The 18545-nt window shown below is 44.3% G+C and carries 16 protein-coding genes; 12 read left to right on the top strand and 4 right to left on the bottom strand.

What is annotated here, in order from left to right:
* The first annotated feature begins 13 nt into the window (after positions 1-13).
* The 3 genes from NST45_RS15890 (at position 14) to NST45_RS15880 (ending at position 3174) form a co-directional block, all read left to right on the top strand.
* A complete protein-coding gene (locus NST45_RS15890; RefSeq protein WP_076142001.1) occupies positions 14-574 on the top strand; it encodes a GNAT family protein in 561 nt (186 codons plus the stop codon).
* A gap of 68 nt (positions 575-642) precedes the next feature.
* Positions 643-1392, top strand: a complete 750-nt coding sequence (locus NST45_RS15885) for a GTP pyrophosphokinase family protein (RefSeq protein ID WP_036689808.1) — start codon at positions 643-645, stop codon at positions 1390-1392.
* Positions 1393-1548: 156 nt separating this feature from the next.
* Positions 1549-3174 carry a glycoside hydrolase family 9 protein gene (locus NST45_RS15880; protein WP_076214434.1) on the top strand — a complete coding sequence of 542 codons (1626 nt, stop codon included), beginning with the start codon at positions 1549-1551 and terminating at the stop codon, positions 3172-3174.
* 121 nt (positions 3175-3295) lie between these two features.
* Here NST45_RS15880 and NST45_RS15875 read toward each other — a convergent pair whose 3' ends face one another.
* The gene (locus tag NST45_RS15875; RefSeq protein ID WP_038570042.1) at positions 3296-3565 is read right to left on the bottom strand and encodes an excalibur calcium-binding domain-containing protein; all 270 of its coding nucleotides are present in this window, start codon (positions 3563-3565) and stop codon (positions 3296-3298) included.
* Between the two features lie 185 nt (positions 3566-3750).
* Here NST45_RS15875 and NST45_RS15870 point away from each other — a divergent pair, with 185 nt between their 5' ends.
* On the top strand, positions 3751-4275 hold the full coding sequence (locus tag NST45_RS15870; protein WP_143763155.1) for a hypothetical protein: 525 nt from the start codon (positions 3751-3753) through the stop codon (positions 4273-4275).
* Positions 4276-5727: 1452 nt separating this feature from the next.
* On the opposite strand, the gene NST45_RS15865 is transcribed toward NST45_RS15870, so the two are convergent.
* Positions 5728-6585 (bottom strand): alpha/beta hydrolase, encoded by an 858-nt coding sequence (locus NST45_RS15865; protein ID WP_081388122.1) that lies wholly within the window; start codon positions 6583-6585, stop codon positions 5728-5730.
* A 171-nt stretch (positions 6586-6756) separates the two neighbouring features.
* Between NST45_RS15865 and NST45_RS15860 the strand changes: the two genes are divergently transcribed.
* Positions 6757-7593 (top strand): cupin domain-containing protein, encoded by an 837-nt coding sequence (locus NST45_RS15860; RefSeq protein WP_256715527.1) that lies wholly within the window; start codon positions 6757-6759, stop codon positions 7591-7593.
* A gap of 51 nt (positions 7594-7644) precedes the next feature.
* Here NST45_RS15860 and NST45_RS15855 read toward each other — a convergent pair whose 3' ends face one another.
* Positions 7645-8640, bottom strand: coding sequence for an acryloyl-CoA reductase (locus NST45_RS15855; RefSeq protein ID WP_036683447.1), 996 nt, complete (start codon positions 8638-8640; stop codon positions 7645-7647).
* 139 nt (positions 8641-8779) lie between these two features.
* Here NST45_RS15855 and NST45_RS15850 point away from each other — a divergent pair, with 139 nt between their 5' ends.
* From NST45_RS15850 to NST45_RS15825, 6 genes are all read left to right on the top strand, one after another.
* Positions 8780-9355 carry a hypothetical protein gene (locus tag NST45_RS15850; protein ID WP_076100739.1) on the top strand — a complete coding sequence of 192 codons (576 nt, stop codon included), beginning with the start codon at positions 8780-8782 and terminating at the stop codon, positions 9353-9355.
* Between the two features lie 320 nt (positions 9356-9675).
* A complete protein-coding gene (locus NST45_RS15845) occupies positions 9676-11094 on the top strand; it encodes an NAD-dependent malic enzyme (RefSeq protein WP_076214431.1) in 1419 nt (472 codons plus the stop codon).
* 116 nt (positions 11095-11210) lie between these two features.
* Complete coding sequence (locus NST45_RS15840) at positions 11211-11744, top strand: AAA family ATPase (RefSeq protein WP_076214427.1); 534 nt, start codon at positions 11211-11213, stop codon at positions 11742-11744.
* A 373-nt stretch (positions 11745-12117) separates the two neighbouring features.
* A complete protein-coding gene (locus NST45_RS15835; protein WP_076214422.1) occupies positions 12118-12561 on the top strand; it encodes a GNAT family N-acetyltransferase in 444 nt (147 codons plus the stop codon).
* Between the two features lie 31 nt (positions 12562-12592).
* Positions 12593-13084 (top strand): DinB family protein, encoded by a 492-nt coding sequence (locus NST45_RS15830; protein WP_076214419.1) that lies wholly within the window; start codon positions 12593-12595, stop codon positions 13082-13084.
* A gap of 88 nt (positions 13085-13172) precedes the next feature.
* On the top strand, positions 13173-15152 hold the full coding sequence (locus NST45_RS15825) for a CotH kinase family protein (RefSeq protein WP_076214416.1): 1980 nt from the start codon (positions 13173-13175) through the stop codon (positions 15150-15152).
* A 72-nt stretch (positions 15153-15224) separates the two neighbouring features.
* On the opposite strand, the gene NST45_RS15820 is transcribed toward NST45_RS15825, so the two are convergent.
* The gene (locus NST45_RS15820) at positions 15225-16919 is read right to left on the bottom strand and encodes an ABC transporter substrate-binding protein (protein ID WP_076214412.1); all 1695 of its coding nucleotides are present in this window, start codon (positions 16917-16919) and stop codon (positions 15225-15227) included.
* Positions 16920-17031: 112 nt separating this feature from the next.
* Between NST45_RS15820 and NST45_RS15815 the strand changes: the two genes are divergently transcribed.
* Positions 17032-18543 (top strand): DUF4173 domain-containing protein, encoded by a 1512-nt coding sequence (locus NST45_RS15815; RefSeq protein ID WP_076142363.1) that lies wholly within the window; start codon positions 17032-17034, stop codon positions 18541-18543.
* The last annotated feature ends 2 nt before the right edge of the window (positions 18544-18545 follow it).

Here is an 18545-nt window from a genome sequence, read left to right as displayed (position 1 = left end):
AAGGAGAACTTACATGAATTCAGAATTTGCATTTACTGATTTCCCTGTGTTACAAACTGAACGATGCACACTACGTAAAGCAACAGAAAATGATCGCTATGATATATTTGAACTTTATTCCCAAGAAGCCGTTGTGAAATATATGCCATTTACACCCTTCATTTCGGTCGAGGATGCGATAGATGAAATGAAATGGTATGACAAAATTTTTAAGGAACAATCCGGTTTACGGTGGATGATTGAAGATCGTGAGACTCAAAAAGTGATTGGAACCTGCGGATTTCTGAATTATGAGCAAGATCATCATCGTGTGGAAATTGGGTATGACTTAATGCCTGCTTTTTGGGGAAAGGGGATTATGACAGAGGTAGTGAACCGTGTTATGCAGTTTGGCTTTTTGAACATCAGACTAAATAAAATTGAAGCGAGAGTGGAACCGAAAAATGAGGCGTCACTTATATTGATGAATAAGCTCGGCTTCTACAAAGAAGGGGTCTTAAGGCAACATGAGTTCGAAAAAGGTCGGTATGTGGATCTTGCTGTCTTCTCTAAATTGAAAAGTGAATACCACTGAATTTGAATTTCACTAGTGGATTGGCTATGATAAATATAGAGAAACGCTACAAGAGGAGAAATGAGATAATGACCCCCGAGAATCAAATTGAACAATTTAAGAAGCTTAAGCACGATATCACTCGTTTCATGTTGATTTATAAATTTGCATTGGATGAGATGGAAACAAAGATTGAGATCCTAAAACAGGAGTTTCAGTCTCTGCATGATTACAGCCCAATTGAACATACCAAATCGCGTATTAAGTCACCAGAGAGTATCATGAACAAAATGCTGCGCAAAAATGGTGAATTATCGCTGAATTCAGTGAAAAATTGTATTAAAGACATCGCTGGTCTGCGGATCACCTGTTCTTTTATCTCTGATATCTATCATGTTAGTGAGATGCTTCAGAAGCAGGATGATCTAACGGTTCTTGAGGTGAAGGATTATATTAAGAATCCTAAACCTAACGGATATCAGAGTCTTCATTTGCTGATTCAAGTCCCTGTTTTTATGTCCGATCGCCAGGAGCTTGTCTGTGTAGAAGTTCAAATTCGTACCATTGCTATGGATTTCTGGGCAAGCCTCGAACATAAAATCTTTTATAAATATAATAAATCAGTACCTGAGAGCATGACTCGTGAGCTGAAAAATGCGGCGGATGCCGCCCATGCTCTTGATCTGCAAATGGAGCGTCTGCACCGAGATATAAAAGAAATTAAAGACGATGATGAAGATGATCTTAGCTCTTTCGAGGAGGAGCTTCGCCGTATAGTGGTTCATAATAAGCAGTTCACACTTCCAGCTAACTTTATTAAACTGCTTGACGATAAATAAGCTGTTTTGTCCGCCTAGAGTTATCCGTTTCGTTTCGGGTGACTCTAGGTTTTTTCTTGTATACATCATTGCCATAGATAATTAGAATAGAGTATTCTCAACTAGAAGAGAAAGGTCACTTCAGCTTCATCATTTTTACATAAAAGGAGAATGAAGATGAGCGAGCGTACACTTCGCGCCATTACTGTGAATCAAATCGGATATCCGCTGGATGGAGAAAAAATCGCAGTATTTACAGGTGCTGAGCATGATTTTCAGGTAGTTGATGTTGATAGCGGGACTATTGTGTTCAAAGGTAGTTCAGATGCTGGAAGATTTGATAAAGCCAGTGGAGTAACTTTGCACACAGGTGATTTCTCGGAGGTCAAGGCTGAGGGAAGATATCGGATTGAGCAGGGCGAGGGTGTAGCTTCGGCATCCTTTACAATCTCAGATCAGCCTTATCATGAGCTTCAACAGGGCTTGCTGAAAGCTTTCTATTATTATCGCTGTGGCGTTGAATTGACTGAAGAATATGCTGAAGATTGGAAGCACAAGGCGTGTCATACCGCAAAAGGGATTGTATATGGGCAACCGGATCTTCAACTAGACTGTTCGGGTGGCTGGCATGATGCAGGTGATTATGGAAAATATAGCGGTCCCGGAGCGAAAGCTATCGCGGAGATGCTGCTTGCATATGAATTATATCCCTCGGCTTTTGTAAGCGCTATCCCATTGCCTGAAAGTGATGGATCTACGCCAGATGTGCTGCTGGAATGCAAGGTGGAGCTCGATTGGTTGTTTAAAATGCAAGACTCCGCAACAGGTGGTGTATACCATAAACTGACTACGCTAAGCTTTCCTGGACTGGATGTTATGCCTGAGGACGATACAGCGGATCTGTACTTCTCACCAATATCTGCTACTGCTACTGGAGATTTTGCTGGGGTTATGGCTATGGCTGCAAGAGTGTACGAGTCTTTTGATGCTGCTTATGCGCGGAAATGTCTGGATGCTGCAGGGGCAGCATGGGAATGGCTTGTTCAGCATCCAGATGTACCCGGTTTTACGAATCCGCCTGAGATTAGCACTGGAGAATACGGGGATGGAGTCGATAAGGACGAGCGGTATTGGGCAGCGGCGGAGCTGTATCGTACGACAGGGAAAGAGGAGTATCATCAAGCTGTTCTCCAGCTAGTGCAGCTGGCTTTTCCAAAATACAGTTTAGGCTGGGGTGATATGGGGGGCTATGGCACTATTGCTTATCTGTTAAATGGTGAGGAGCAAGCAGACCGTGCTTTATATGTCTCGTTAAAAGAAGGGCTTGTTGCTGAAGCGCAACGATTAGTGGAACAGAGTCGTGAGGAGGGCTATAGGATCTCTTTAAAAGAGGAGGACTATATCTGGGGCAGTAATATGCTTGTAATGAACAATGCAATGCTGCTGCTGGCGGCTGAATATTTTAGTGGAGACTCCGGTTTTGCGGACTGTGCCTTAGATCATCTACATTATCTGATGGGGCGTAACGTATTGGATATCAGCTATGTTACCGGATTTGGGGATCATGCCGTGATGAATCCGCATCATCGCCCTTCTGTAGGTGACCAAGTGGCTGATCCGGTGCCAGGATTGGTGTCAGGGGGGCCAGATCGTGGGCTGCATGATGAATATGTAGTTGAGCATTTACAGGGAAAACCAGCTGCGCAGTGCTTTGTCGATCATGAGCTTAGCTATTCTACGAATGAAGTGACGATCTATTGGAATTCACCTGCGGTGTTTGTTGTGGCCCGGTTTAATCAATAAAAAGCAATAGTTCGAATAGGGAAAGGCGTCCTGGTTCTGGATGTCTTTCTCTTTTTTATAGTTGAAATGCGATATTCACGCGGGATCTAAGGCTCAAGCAAATGATTGAGCAAGGTTAAGCCTATTTCTCACAAGCGATTCCGTCTTTGTCACGGTCGCTTTTTTTATTGGCATTATAGAGTTCTTTCGATACATAGGGTTTATTTTTCGTTTTGCCGCCTTTGTTCTTGGTTGAGCTGGAAATAGCAACTCCACCTTTGTAATCTTTGTTTAGCTCCGAGCAGTTTTTGTAGGTTTTGACCTTGGATTCTGCGCTTGCTGTATTTAAGGTACCGACGGATAGAGTGAGTAGCAGGCCTGATGCTAGACAAATGTTTAAGATTTTTTTCATGAGAACATCTCCTATAAAAATCTAATGGAATTGATGATTGCGTAGTATCGTATGTATTTTATATTACCAGTTTAATTCATTGAGGTATACATTATTGGTGGATTTGGAAACAGTGTACATATTTATGAGTGAAGTGGGGGAATAATTAGATTCAATTCACATGTAGTGAACAGGCTACGAATGAGGTGATTCTAATTAGCAAAAAGAAAATGGCGACTGCTCTAATTGCAGGGTTGTTGCTTCTGCCGGGAATGGCCTTGGGTGCATCAGCCCCCGTTACTATGACTCGCGTTAATGGAGAACTGCTATCGGCTATGCCCAAGCCAGCTCCGGAGTCCAAGCGCATTATATTACCTTCTGCAATTCAAGCATCAGAGCTATACGGGTTCGGATTACAGCATCGGAATGCCTCGATTCAATATTCGATCTTCTCCAAAGAATTCAAAAAGATTATGTATCCGCGGTTTGTTGAACTAAACTGGGTAACGGGTGTCTCCAGCCCCTGGATCACGAACTACGAGGTCACTAAAGAAACGATAATTAACAAGAACTCAGAGGTCATAGAAATGCGTTTGGATACTGCGACTTCAAGTGGACCAGCACCTTCTATATTTTTGACAATCTCACTTGTGCAAGAGAAGAATAGCTGGGTGATTACCGGAGTGACATCGGACCCTGAGCTGCCGCGTGGCGGATTGCCTAGGAAGTAGGTATGTTATGGATAAAAAGAGCAAGCGTATTAGGGGATTCCCATACGCTTGCTCTTTTTTTGATTCGAAAGCACAATCGTTCAGTCCACGCGGTCTGTTTCTCCACAAATCATCAGTGACAATGTTCAGCCCAGAGTGGCAATGCCAGCTCGAGTCACAAATCATCAGCCTACGTTGGTGATTAATTAAGAGACCTCGCGTCAGACATCGTTACGGACCGTATTGCAGCTATTTTGGCATTATGATCGTTCTGGCGAGAGTTTCGGACTGTATGGCTCTTATTCCCCTGAAATCACGCATTATAGGAGTACTTTTGGGTGAATAGCTGCATCTGAGTCCGATAGCATGGCTAAATCGCCGAAATTGTGAAAATAAGAGCTCCTCGGTCCGATCACCACCAAGCTCCAGTGGATTTGGAGTCGCAATGTTCAGCCCAGAGTGACAATACCTGCTCAGCGTCACAAATCATCAGCCTACGTTGGTGATTAATTAAGAAACCTCGCTTCACACATCGATACGGACCGTATTGCAGCTATTTTGGCATTATGATCGTTCTGGCGAGAGTTTCGGACTGTATGGCTCTTATTCCCCTGAAATCACGCATTATAGGAGTACTTTTGGGTGAATAGCTGCATCTGAGTCCGATAGCATGGCTAAATCGCCGAAATTGTGAAAATAAGAGCTCCTCGGTCCGATCCCCGCCAAGCTCTAGTGGATTTGGAGTCGCAATGTTCAGCCCAGAGTGGCAATGCCAGCTCGAGTCACAAATCATCAGCCTACGTTGGTGATTAATTAAGAAACCTCGCGTCAGACATCGTTACGGACCGTATTGCAGCTATTTTGGCATTATGATCGTTCTGGCGAGAGTTTCGGACTGTATGGCTCTTATTCCCCTGAAATCACGCATTATAGGAGTACTTTTGGGTGAATAGCTGCATCTGAGTCCGATAGCATGGCTAAATCGCCGAAATTGTGAAAATAAGAGCTCCTCGGTCCGATCCCCGCTAAGCTCTAGTGTATTTAGAGTCGCAATGTTCAGCCCAGAGTGGAAGGCCAACTCAGCATCACAAAGCCCAGCTTGCATTATAGAGTATAGCATACGTCACCAGCCCAGCTCATATCATACAGCGCAACTGACGTCGCATAGCCCAGCTCGCATTACACAGCGCAACTGACGTCGCATATCCCAGCTTGCATTATAGAGTGTAGCATACGTCACCAGCCCAGCTCATATCATACAGCGCAACTGACGTCACATAGCCCAGCTCGCATTACACAGCCCAACTCACATCGCATAGCTCAGCTCACATCACAAAGCGCAGCTCGAGCCACCAGCCCAACTCACATCGCATAGCTCAGCTCATATCAAACAGCCCAGCTCACGTCACCAGCCCAGCTCGCGAACCCCAGCTCAAGCCACAACAGCTACTAGACTATCCAGCTGTTAGGCGACTAATCTCTTCCCGCCTTCACCATCAATTCCGCCAGCATTTTGGGTTCGGTTCGAACGGTGGTCATGTGATCTCCTTTGCCCTCGATGAAGCGGAAGACGCCTAAATGACTGGATTGTGTAGGATGGAATCCGTATGGACCTTGCGGTATCGCGGTGTCCTCCGTTAGATAAAGATAACTTTTGGGGATCTGGAGACTGTAGAATTTCTTGAGATCAAGCTTTTCGAAAAGTGGACTTGCTGGCTCAGGAGGAGCTTGTTTATAAAAAGCTTGCGCTTCCGCAAGACTGGCGGCGTTGACGAATGTATCCCGGAAGAGAGGAAAGGGGAGCGTTATGGTGTTATTGCCGGAAGTATCTCTTAGCTGTTCAAAGTACTTAAGCGAATCAGCTGGAAATTGGTCCGCCACACTTTGCCCATCCAGCGGTACGAAGGCATCGAAGAATACCAGACGTTTGATCCGATCCGGTACTTGCTGAGAGACGGTTTGGATCACCGATCCACCAAAGCTATGTCCGAGCAGAATGATATCCTTTAAGTCTTTTTGCTTGATAAAGTCGACAACAGACTGTGTAATTTGCGCATGCGTTACATTATTGTTTTTGTCCCCGCCATGACCGGCATATTCCGGAGTATAGACGGTGTGTCCTAAGCTGCGAAGTGCGGCGGCCGTTTGATCCCAAAAACAAGCAGTAGCCCAAGACCCATGAACTAGAACAAATGTAAGAGGCGCCTGTTTCGATGATGTTTTGTTATTGGCGGCCTCAACCGTGGAGCTGAGATTCATAGGCTGGAAACCCATAATTGTAAAGAGAGTGATACATAACGCTAACACTATTTTTGTGTGAATGGATTTCATACTATGCCTCCTATGTGGGGTGAGAGTGTAATACTTAGAGGATGCCCCGTTTAGAAAAGAAAGATGAATTTTTATCAGGAGTAGTGAATCTCCGCACCTAGGCATAGGCAAACGCATATCTTGTGTTTAGGGAAAGCAAAAATTTATAGCAACAGAAAGGCAGGAAAAAAAGTGACTTCATACATGGACTATACGTCCCCCAATACAGAGTTTACTTTTGATGTGAACACCAATACACTTTTTAAAAAAGATGCCAACAACTTCATTAACTTGCTGTCGATTAAACAATTGAACACGCTTGAGAACATATCGCTGCTGGATATTTTTCTTAGCAAATCAAATGTTGTGGAACCTCATTATCATCAAAATGCTGCAGAGCTTGTATATTGTATCTGCGGTTCAGCGGTAGTGTCTTTAATCAATCCGTTCACAAATGAACTTCTGCATTTTCCGATTTGTCCGGGTCAAGTGGCAAACGTGCCGCAAGGCTGGTGGCATTATGAGGTAGCTACTGTGGATAATACACATCTGCTCGCGATTTTTGACGCACCTATTCCTGAGGTCATTTTAGGTTCGGATATTCTTAGCAAAACCCCAGCAAATGTATTAGCCCATACTTACTGCTTAAATGAAGCTAAGGTAAAAGAAGCTCTTGCTCCAATCAAGCCGGGAACCTTCATCGGCCCTCCTGCTGACTGCTGCGAAGAAGATAAAGTAATGGGCAGCAGCAATATGGCTCCTAATATGGCCCCTAACATGGCCCCAAATATGCAAGCCAATGTTAAACCAAATATGCATCCTAATATGCAGCCAAATATGAATCCATACGCTCATATGCAGGCACAACCCATCCCGATATCTTCACAAATGCCTCCAGCTACACAAGCCTTTAATTATCAGCCTTACCCGATGCAAGGGTACTATACGCAGGGTTATGATCAGCATTATCGCCAACAACCCTATGTACAGCAGCAGCCGCATTACCAGTATCCAAATAACCAAGAGTAAACTAAAAAAACCTCCCGGAACTCTAGATTCCGGGAGGTTTCGTTGTTAAACCTAGGATAAACGGACAAGTACTCTTCCTCTAAGGTTTCCTTGTAGAATATCTTCCAATGCTTGCGGTAGCTCGTTTAACGTGACTTCACGATCCACGAGGTTCTCCAGCTGACTTGGCTTCAGATCGCTCGCCATCCGTTTCCAAGCCTTCTGGCGAAGGTCTGCAGGACATTCAACGGAATCTATGCCGAGAAGGTTAACACCCCGAAGAATAAACGGAAGTACTGTAGTTGGAACTGAAGTGCCTCCGGTTAAGCCACTTGCAGCTACAGAACCTCTGTAGGTGATTTTACTCAAAACTGCGGCAAGGGTGTCACCACCCACCGAATCTACTGCGCCTTGCCATAATTGTTTGTCCAAGGGTTTGCTGGCGCCGCCAATGACCTCTTCACGTGAGATCACGTCCTCGGCTCCTATACCTCTAAGGTAATCGGTAGCTTTGGCGTTACCTGTGCTTGCCACTACGCTATACCCTTTTGCGCCAAGCATGGCAATAGCAGATCCACCTACACCGCCGGTAGCGCCTGTTACAAGTACTTTGCCTTTGTCCGGGGAAACGTCATGATCTTCCAGGGCTAGTATGGACAAGGCAGCTGTCAGTCCTGCAGTACCGTAGATCATAGCTTCTTTAAGCGTCAGGCCTTCGGGAAGGGGAGTGATCCAACCTGCGGGAATCCGAGCGTATTCGCTAAAGCCGCCAAAGTGTGATACGCCAACACCATATCCTGTCGCAATGACTTGCTGCCCTTTATGAAACCGCTCATCTGTGGAAGATACCACAACACCGGATAAATCTATCCCTGGAATAAAGGGATATGTTCTTAGAATTTTACCGTTTGGAATACTGGCTAAACCGTCTTTATAGTTTACACTGGAGTAAGCAACCTTAATTACAACCTCTCCAGCTGGCAGATCCTCTAGGGTAACCGGCTTAACAGCTACGGAGAAGGATGATTCTGTTTTGTCGACAACTAACGCCTGAAATGATTCTGTCATAAGTGTGAGCTCCTTCAACTACGTTATAGGTAAGACATGTATATAATATTTATTCTGCCCGGTCAATTTGTGATTGTCTATGATATAGCGCAATTGTTTATTAAGGTTCCGTTAAATCTTGTGATAGAGGGTGAAGCTTATGAAATGGAAAAATTTAATGGGTACAGTCTTAGCGGGTATCACATTAGTCTCACTTGGCTTTAATGGATATTCTTTTTATAATAAGCCACCAAAAGAGACTAACCAAACTACCAAGGAGCTTGTTCAAACTATAGGCGAGATTTCAATCCAATCTAACTCTGAGAGTGGAGTGCAGGGTGAAAGCGTGGAGGAACTGAAAAAAATTATTTATAACTTACCTCAAGTGGAGAAAAAATTAGCTTTTATAAAGGGAGTAATCACAGAAGGGAATACGGTTTATCTGGATCTGGATGAGGTGGAATGGTTCGGTGGAGAGGCGGCAGAAATTGCGGCTAAAGAAGATGGTATACAAGAACCCGAATCATTGCCTAATGGATTCTATATCCGAAATGCAAGCGATGAAATCGAACGACTTAAGCTTGAGACTGATGTAACTATAGCTGAACTAAATGGGGCGAGACCTCAGCAAGTTGACTATACGAATTTTATTAGCGAAGAGCTTGTGGATAGATTATTCCATCTGACATTTGTAGAAGGTAAGGCTGTTTTGCTAGAAGAGCAGTACAGACCTTAGTGAGGAGAGCAACTGAAAGTGCCAGCGGAGAAAAGAATCGGCGGGATGCTCTACAGCATGCAGAGAAGGTAATGAAGAGTATAAGAGCTTACGGTTTGTTTATGCTTACATACACTTAAGATTATGATGAAATTTATTTTCACGGGAAAAATGGCTCTGTGTCCGTAGCTGCCATACCTGATGTATTTGGACCGGGTGCGGATGGGAATACTGTATGAAGAAAAATTTTTCGTTGATCTAGTTAATAGGCGGAAGATATGTTTAAATGGGAAAGTATAGTATTTTTTAAATAATAGGATTGAAGAAAGAGAGGCTAATTCATGTCGATTGCGACTACAATGATTATCAGGCTCGAAATTCGGAAATCGGTTGCATCTTTTGGCGATGTTGCTTCAGGAATTGCCGCAGCTGGCGGAGATATTGTTGCTATTGACGTGATACGTGCAGGGAAGGATGTCACTACCCGAGATATAACAGTGAATGTGCAAGACGCAGCTAATGGAGAAATTATCTCAATATTATCGAAGATGCCGGGAATTAAAATAATCAACGTGTCGGATCGGACGTTTCTGGCTCATCTTGGCGGAAAAATCGAAATCACACCTAAAATGCCGATTAAAAATCGGGAGGATTTATCCTTAGTGTATACGCCGGGGGTAGCCCGAGTGTGTACGGCGATTGCCGAAGATCCCAGAAAAGCTTATTCTCTGACGATGAAAAGAAATACAGTTGCAGTCGTTTCGGACGGCACTGCTGTGCTTGGACTAGGGGATATCGGCCCGGAAGCAGCGATGCCTGTCATGGAAGGTAAGGCGATGCTGTTTAAGCAATTGGCGAACATTGATGCTTTTCCGCTATGCTTAAATACCAAAGATCCGGAAGAAATTATCAATATCGTAAAAGCAGTTTCTCCTGGCTTTGGAGGGATAAACTTAGAGGATATAAGTTCACCACGCTGCTTTGAAATCGAACGCCGGCTTGCGGAAGAGCTGGACATTCCGGTATTCCATGATGATCAGCACGGAACTTCCGTGGTGGCTTTTGCAGGACTTTTGAATGCGCTTAAAGTTGTTAATAAATCTATTGAAAATGCGCGGATTGTTGTTGTGGGTATAGGGGCGGCTGGGGTGTCCATATGTAATCTGCTGCTGGCAGCGGGCGCGCGTTATATTTATGCGGTTGATCGTGAAGGCGTTCTCAGAAAAGATCTCCAGTATGATAATCCGGAATGGCAGAAGCTTGCTGCCGCAACCAATCCTGAGGGAATTGAGGGTGGAATAACGGAGGTTATACAAGGGGCAGATGTCTTTATTGGGGTGTCCCGTGGGGGGATTCTGACCGTGGAGCATCTTAAAAGCATGGCCAGTGATAACATCGTTTTTGCGATGGCTAATCCTACACCGGAGATTGAACCGGATTTGGCAGAACCTTTTGTTCGCGTTCTAGCGACAGGCAGAAGTGATTATCCGAACCAGATCAATAATGTGTTATGTTTTCCGGGTATTTTCCGTGGCGCACTTGATTGCCGGGCTAGAACTGTGAATCTGGAAATGAAGCTGGCTGCGGCAAAAGCCATTGCATCGGTCGTTCATCCGGATGAACTCAATGAGCAATATATCATCCCAAGTATTTTTAACGAAAAAGTAGTTGAACAGGTCCGCCTGGCAGTAATCCAAGCGGCTATATCCACGGATGCAGCACGCCGGATTCCTAAAGACGTAGCAGCTATAACGGAATAAGAGCTATACGATAAATGGACTGCTTTGCTTACTTAGAGAGCAGTCTATTTGTTTTTATATTTGGAGGGAAATTGCCCGAATTGCAACTTTAAATCCACTTAAAGGTGAGGGAATGTATGAGAAAAATTCATATTATGGGAGCCTCAGGCGTAGGAACGAGTACATTAGGTTACGAATTAGCTAAAGTGTTGCCACATGTCCAGTTAGACAGTGACGACTATTTTTGGGAGCATAAATTCACTAAGCAACGTGAGGTCAATGAGCGATTAGCAAGACTTACAAGAGATTTGACTCATAAGGAACCTTGGATTCTGAGCGGTGCGGTATGTGGCTGGGGAGACGGCCTTCGACCATTATTCGATTTGGTTATTTTTCTAGGACTTCCACCGGAAATTCGTTTAGATAGATTAAGAGCCAGAGAGTACGAGAGATATGGTGATCATATTTTGCCTGGAGGAAGTAAATATGAAGCGTATCAGACCTTTATGGAGTGGGCGGCATTATATGATGTTGCTGGAGTTGAAGTCAGGAGCAAAGTGCTGCATGAGGAATGGATGTCCGCACTGGAATGTCCTATTTTACGAATAGAGGAAGATTTATCGGTTGGAGAGCGTGTTGAGATCGTGCTCAGATATTTACAAATGGCATAGGAGGAACTTTTGGTCGGCGGAATATATTCAACAGGCTACAGAAGAATTCAGCAATAATGTTGAGGGAGTCAAAGGTGAGTTAAAGTCCGTACATTCTGGGATTGGTGCGTAGAGTGGGATGGACAGAAGGATGAATTCGAGTTGATAGTTCGTAAATAATGGGGCTATGAAGAAGATTAAGCTGCATCCATTTTATGTGGCTAGTGCTGGGGCGGATGGCTTGGTATTATGGGCATTCTTCTTTTATGAAGATGTTGGCACAGCAGTTGGTCCAAAGAGGTTATAATTGAAAGTGTATATCTCATCCACGGAATGGTGGACTGTATGTGTATGAGCAGGGCTGTTAATTTAAAAGAAAGCAGGATGAACAATCATGGTTGATATTAAAGAAATAGAAATGGAATCTCTTCCTGAACTGGGGAATTTATATCAAGAGCTGATGAATAAACCGTCTGACCTTAATAAGCTTGAAAAAGTGTTTAAAGTGGTTAAGGCGGATAACCGCTACATTCTATTGGGTGCTTTTGTAGAGGGGGAGTTACTAGGGTCTTTGATGGGCATCGTGTGTCAGGACTTAGTGGGGGACTGCAAACCGTTTATGGTGATTGAGAATGTGGTCGTTTCAGCGCGGGCACGCCGTCAAGGCGTCGGCAAAAAACTTATGAACGCCATTGAACAAGCGGCCCGGGAAAGAGACTGCTATTATATTATTTTAGTCTCCGGTGAGCAGCGGAAGGAAGCGCATGTGTTCTATGAATCGTTAGGTTATAGAGATGAAAAGGTAGAAGGATACCGAAAACATTTAAGTTCCCATTAAAAAGTACAACAACTTTCTAGGAGGTTTTTATTTGCAGACATTTTTTCAATATAACTGGATGGTCCGCGAACAATGGTATGAGTGGTGTGCAAATATTTCTGAGGAGGAGCTGCTTGCAATACGTATAGGTGGTGTAGGCAGTATACTCAAGACGCTTTTTCACATTGTGGATGTGGAGTGGAGCTGGATTCAAGTATTGCAAGGAAAATCGGATTTCCAAGAGGATTTTGAGCAGTACAAGACTTTGCAGCAAGTACGAGAATTGGATGCAAAATTCCATACAGAGGTGGAACCCTTTGTAACGGCTTGGCATGAGGGGCTGGAGCAGAGGATTTTTGAGGATCACCTTCCGGATGGCAGGATCGTGACCGATGCCTGGGGTGAGGTAATGCGCCATGTGATTGCTCATGAGATTCATCATGTCGGGCAATTATCGGTCTGGGCCAGAGAGATCGGAAAACCGCCGGTTTCAGCTAATCTGATTGGCAAAGGGCTGATAAACAGCCTGCCTGGCAAAGCTTAGACAAGCTATTCAGCGTATATTCAGATTCATATTTTACAATCTCCTTGAACTTCGAAAACATAAATCTGTACTTCAAGGAGGATTACACATGGTGAAGAAGAAAAATTTGCTGAGAAAGTTCATGGCAGTTACACTAAGTCTTGCTATCGTCTCAACGGCGTTTGGAGTTGCTGGAAACACGCCCGTAGTTAGTGCGGCGGATGCAGGTGTAACGAAAGCGTATGAATCCCTGTTCGCGGGTGACAGAATCATTGATGTTAAAGTAACGATTGATGATGCGGATTGGAAAAGTATATTAGCAAGTCCCCTCGAAAAAGAATACAAAAAAGTTAAGGTTGAAGTTGACGGGAATGTTGTTGAAAATGTTGGATTTTCTACTAAAGGGAATCTGACGTTAAAATCGGTAGCCAGTATGACAGACTCGGACAGATACAGCTTCCGGCTGAAATTTGATAAATATGATAAGAAGCAAACGTTACTTGGTCTTGATAAAATGGTACTGAACAACAATTTTTCGGACCCTTCGTATATTCGTGAATATTTACATTACGAAGCGCTCCGTTCTGTTGGTGTGGATGCACCTTTGACTGTGTTCACCAACCTGTATATCAACGGAGAATTATATGGGTTTTATGTAGGTGTGGAAGCGATAGATGACAGCTACCTGGAACGTACCTATGGAGAAACTTATGACGAAGGTGTTCTGTATGATACAGAAGAAAAAAGTTATCTGCAGTACAAAGAAGACAGTGACTACGAAACGATAACTTATGATACAGGTAAAGAAGATGATAAAGCTTCGTTAAAGAACTTCATCAAGGTACTGAATGAGATGCCTGCCGGTGAGAAGGGTTCTATTGAAAGTGTGCTAGATGTGGATTCGGCCCTGAAGTATATCGCCACTAATGCTGTATTGGGTAACTATGACAGCTATAACGGGGATAAAGGTCATAATTATATGTTGTACGGGGATGCATCCGGTAAATTTAGTGTACTTCCATGGGATATGAACATGTCCTTTAACGGGTATTCTGGTGGCGGAGGCGGCAGAGCAGGTACAACAGCTGCTGCGGGCACAACATCTACATCGGCAACAACCATCGCAGCCAATACCAACGCAGTAACTGCATCGATTGATAATCCTACACTTGGGATAAGTTTAGATCAGGTCCCAATGATTGCTAATCTGTTGGAAGTGCCTGAATATAAGACTATATACTTGAAATATGTATCTGAGCTGGTAGATTATTTGGAAGGAATTCAGAGCAGAATCACTGAATTGGCTACCTTGATTAAACCTTACGTTCAAGCAGATCCAACCAAATTTTATACCATGGAACAATTTGAAAGTAATGTTACTTATTCAACAACAGGCGAGACGGGTGGTAGTGGAGGAATGACTCCACCAGCTGGGATGGAAGGCATGACACCTCCTGAAGGGATGGAGGGCATGACACCTCCGGATGGAACGACACCGCCAGCACGTCCTGATAATACAGGGACTGCGACTGATGGTAATCCTACACCTCCAACAGGTAACGCTGGAGGCGGGGGACAAGGTATGGGCACAATGGCTGCAGGTTCGATTATGACCTTTGCGCTGAACAGACTTGCTAATCTGCAAGGCCAGCTAGGACTTAACGTCACACCTCTACCCTCTGTAACTACTACACCATCAACAACTAATCCGAACACGACGGGCACTAACGGAATATCTGTACTTTTAAACGGAACAGCGGTCAGCTTTGCAGATCAGCTTCCTGTGAATAAGAATGGCCGGGTGCTTGTGCCAGTGAATGCAATCTTTAATGCTCTGGGTGCTACAGTAACCATGGATCAAACGACTAAGAAAATCACCGCAGTAAAAGACAATACAACGATCGTAATGGCCATTGGCAGCAAGACTGCTTACATCAATGGCAAAGCGCTCACACTCGACGTTCCTCCGCAAATTATCGGAAATCGGACATTAGTTCCGGTTAGATTTATTTCCGAGGGATTGAATATGGATGTGAAGTGGGATGCGGGGACTTCTACAGTTACAGCTACGACTAAAACAGCAGCTTAATAATTAGGCTTTATCGCGTATGCGGAAATCCGGGGCAAGCTCTGGATTTCCGCATTTTTTAATTCAAGCAGATCAACTCGTGCTGCTGCTAGAGAGCAGTGGCGGAAACCAGACATGACGAAGATCAACCCAACCCTGGCTATTGAAGCTAACCCCGCGGACAGAGGGGAGATAAGCTGTCTGAGTGGGCTTTTCATACAAAATATGTAGGTGGTGCTCTTTAATCAGACGGTTCTCGATGATACTGAAACTTTCCGCTCGGGCCACCGGATTAGGTTCGCGCGCGATGGTATATAACCAGCCTTCAATATCCGCTCTAGTATGCGGTTCAATATGCTTAGAGAGTGTGAGGTATAGATCAAACAAACGAAGTTGTTCATCCTCGTCACGAAATAATGAGAAAACAATCAGGTCAGATTCCAGCCGAATCGGACCTTTAAATTCCTCTGGAGACACGGAAATGACATTGCATTTATAACCTTGTTGCTCTAGTCTAGTGGCAATAAAATCAGCATCGCCAGCATATTGTGGAATCGTAGAGATTTGCAACGTGATTTCTTGATCTTTTATCGCTTCTTGCTCGATGGACGCTGAATCGTCTTTTAAACAGGAGACTATTTTTGCCCGAAGCAGGGGATCGCTTAGCGGTCCCTTTTTTTGCGTATTGCAGGTGACGAATTTCCGAATGGAAGACTCCGAATGAATTCGGCTCCAGGTCGAAGAACTGGCGGATGAGGGGTTTTGAATCACGTGAAAAGCAGAACCCGTATCAGAGGATGACGTTTCGGTATCCCACGGGACATAAAGGATTTCAACCCGATCTAAATGAGCCCGTCCTTGAAAATAATAAGGAAAAACCTCCAGCACACAAGTGTCCTCGGTCATGTCCACAACCTTAAAGGGGCCAGTCCCCACGGGTCTACGGCCAAAGCTCTGCTCATCTATTCCTTCTAAATCACGCGGTACAATTGCGGCTCTGCTCGTGCACAAAAATGGCAGAAATAGTTCATTAGGCTGCTTAAGCGTAATTTGAACGGTAGATGGATTTAATGCGGTGACCCGCTGGATTTCTTTGAAAATATAGCTATAGAGTGTCCGTTTAGAGGTTCGCATCAACCGTCCCAGGGAATAGACTACATCCTTGGCTGTAAGCACTTTTCCATGATGGAATAACACCTCTTTGCGCAGAAAAAAAGTCCAGAGCGTCCGGCTCTCATCGACTTCCCAGGCGTGAGCCAGACAGGGAACAATTTTGTCCCGTTCACCGCTTCTTTTCACTAACCCGTCGAAAACATGGCTGGAAACAAATGACTCTGCCAGCAAATTCATATATAACGGATCGAAGGTATGTAGCTGCTGGGTAATGGGCAGGCGGAGAGTATCAATTTGTTTGTCACTACGAATTTCAGAATGATGCCCAAAATAGGTCAGCAGCCAACCCTGTAGTGTATCCTGCAGTGAGGTGGAGCTGGCATGGGTTTTGATGCCTTCTATAGCGTGGTGGACATCTTTGCGGCTAATCGCCTGCATCATGGATTGAAGGGCAATTTCTTCGGAGGGAACAAGAAATTGCAGCAAAGAGCGGCTTCCTCGCCCACGCTTAGGCGTCCATTTGATCCATTCCTGCAACATCATTTTATTCACAATATGCATGGCATTGCGGTGTGTACAGCCGAAAATCAATGCCAACTCATCCATCGTCACTGAGATTTCTGTGGCTCCCCCAAAATGAGATTGCAGCTTTAAAAATTGGCTATGCAGCTTCATTGTTTTGGTTCCTTTCGGAAAATAGGAAATTATAAATAAATTCTTTCTCTTTTTTTTCTTATTTTATCACGTAAAATAAGGATGAGAAAGTAAGAAAATGGGGGTAATTACCATGACCGAGGAAATGGAAACGGGAACGGGACTTAGGCTTAATCGATCACTTGCTGCTTTGCTTGCTGCGTTCTTACTGGCAATAGTTCATCAGTATTTATTTTATGGAAAGCTGGCGGGCCTATCGTATCCAATCTTTGTGTGTCTGTTCTATGCGTTCATGCTTTATTATGCCAAGGCTAAAATCCGCAAGCTCAACAAATTCAGTTACTTCTGGTTTGGAGCGATTTTTCTACTTTCATTAACCTATTTATTCTTTCATAATTTTTTCTTCTTTGGGCTGAACCTGCTGGTGATCCCGGTGTTGATTTTATTACATATGACTTATTTGCTTAGTGATAAACGGCCGGCTTGGAGCCGGCTTGGATTAGTGGGGAACACGCTGGAGCATGTGCTTCCACAGAATTTCCGCCATTGTAGCACTGTGTTTACGATCATTAAAAGGACTGGCGGCAGTAAAATGAAGGACGAGCGTAAGCAGGTCATGGGGAAAGTGCTGATAGGACTTGCGATCTCTTTTCCAATATTGCTGGTTGTGGTTACTCTGCTGTCCTCAGCGGACGGAGTGTTTCATCATGTACTGCTGGCGCTGCCGAATGTGCTGGATCGGATTTCATTTGGGGAAGGTTTTGTGCGGGTGCTGTGGATTATCCTGCTGGGCATGGGCTTGTTCGGCTTAGTGTGGGGGTATGTGGATTCGAAAATCTATGACTGGAATATGCAGCCTAAGGAATATGGTCCAGTGCTGGCGCCTGTAAGCTTTAAAATGGATCCGATAATTATGACGACGATTCTTATAGCCATTAACACGGTATATGTATTGTTTGTTTTCGTACAGTTTTCTTACTTGTTTGGAGCATGGGAAGGGATTTTACCAGAGGGCAGCTCATATGCTGATTACGCACGTAGTGGATTTTTTGAGCTGATTATGGTGGCTGCGATTAATTTCGTGATTTTGCTGCTGGCTTTGGTATCGGAAGGAAATAGAAGTGGAGGGCTGCAAAAATTTATTAATGTCCTGCTCTACATTCTGGTTGGTTGCTCGACAGTGATGCTATATTCCGCCTATACCCGTCTGACTCTATATGAAGAGGTGTACGGCTATACCACGACTCGGTTTTTAGTGCATGCATTTATGATATTTATGGGCTTATTGTTGGTGGTTGCAGCCTTACGGATAGCTGTTCAGCGTGTTCCATTGGCGAAATGTTATATTGTGCTGGGCTTGATCTCCTACGTCGTCATGAACTATATCGGGATGGATGTTATTATCGCTAATAAAAATATGGATCGTTATGCGGCAAGTGGTAAATTGGACGCCAATTATTTGGTCCGTTTATCTCCGGAGGTCATCCCTTCTCTGATAAGGTTTAGTGAACAGGAAGATGGGATGCTGGATGATTTTTTAAAGAATGAATGGAGAGAACTCAATAAGCGTGAGCGGGCCTGGCAGTCGTTCAATTTCCCGCAATATCTGGCGCAGCGTGAGCTGGCTGAATATTTTGCACAGTAAAG

This window comes from Paenibacillus sp. FSL R7-0163 (assembly GCF_037969975.1).
GTDB lineage: Bacteria > Bacillota > Bacilli > Paenibacillales > Paenibacillaceae > Paenibacillus_AQ > Paenibacillus_AQ odorifer.
Note: the sequence above shows the minus strand (reverse complement) of the source record. Positions and strands in the feature narration are given on the sequence as shown.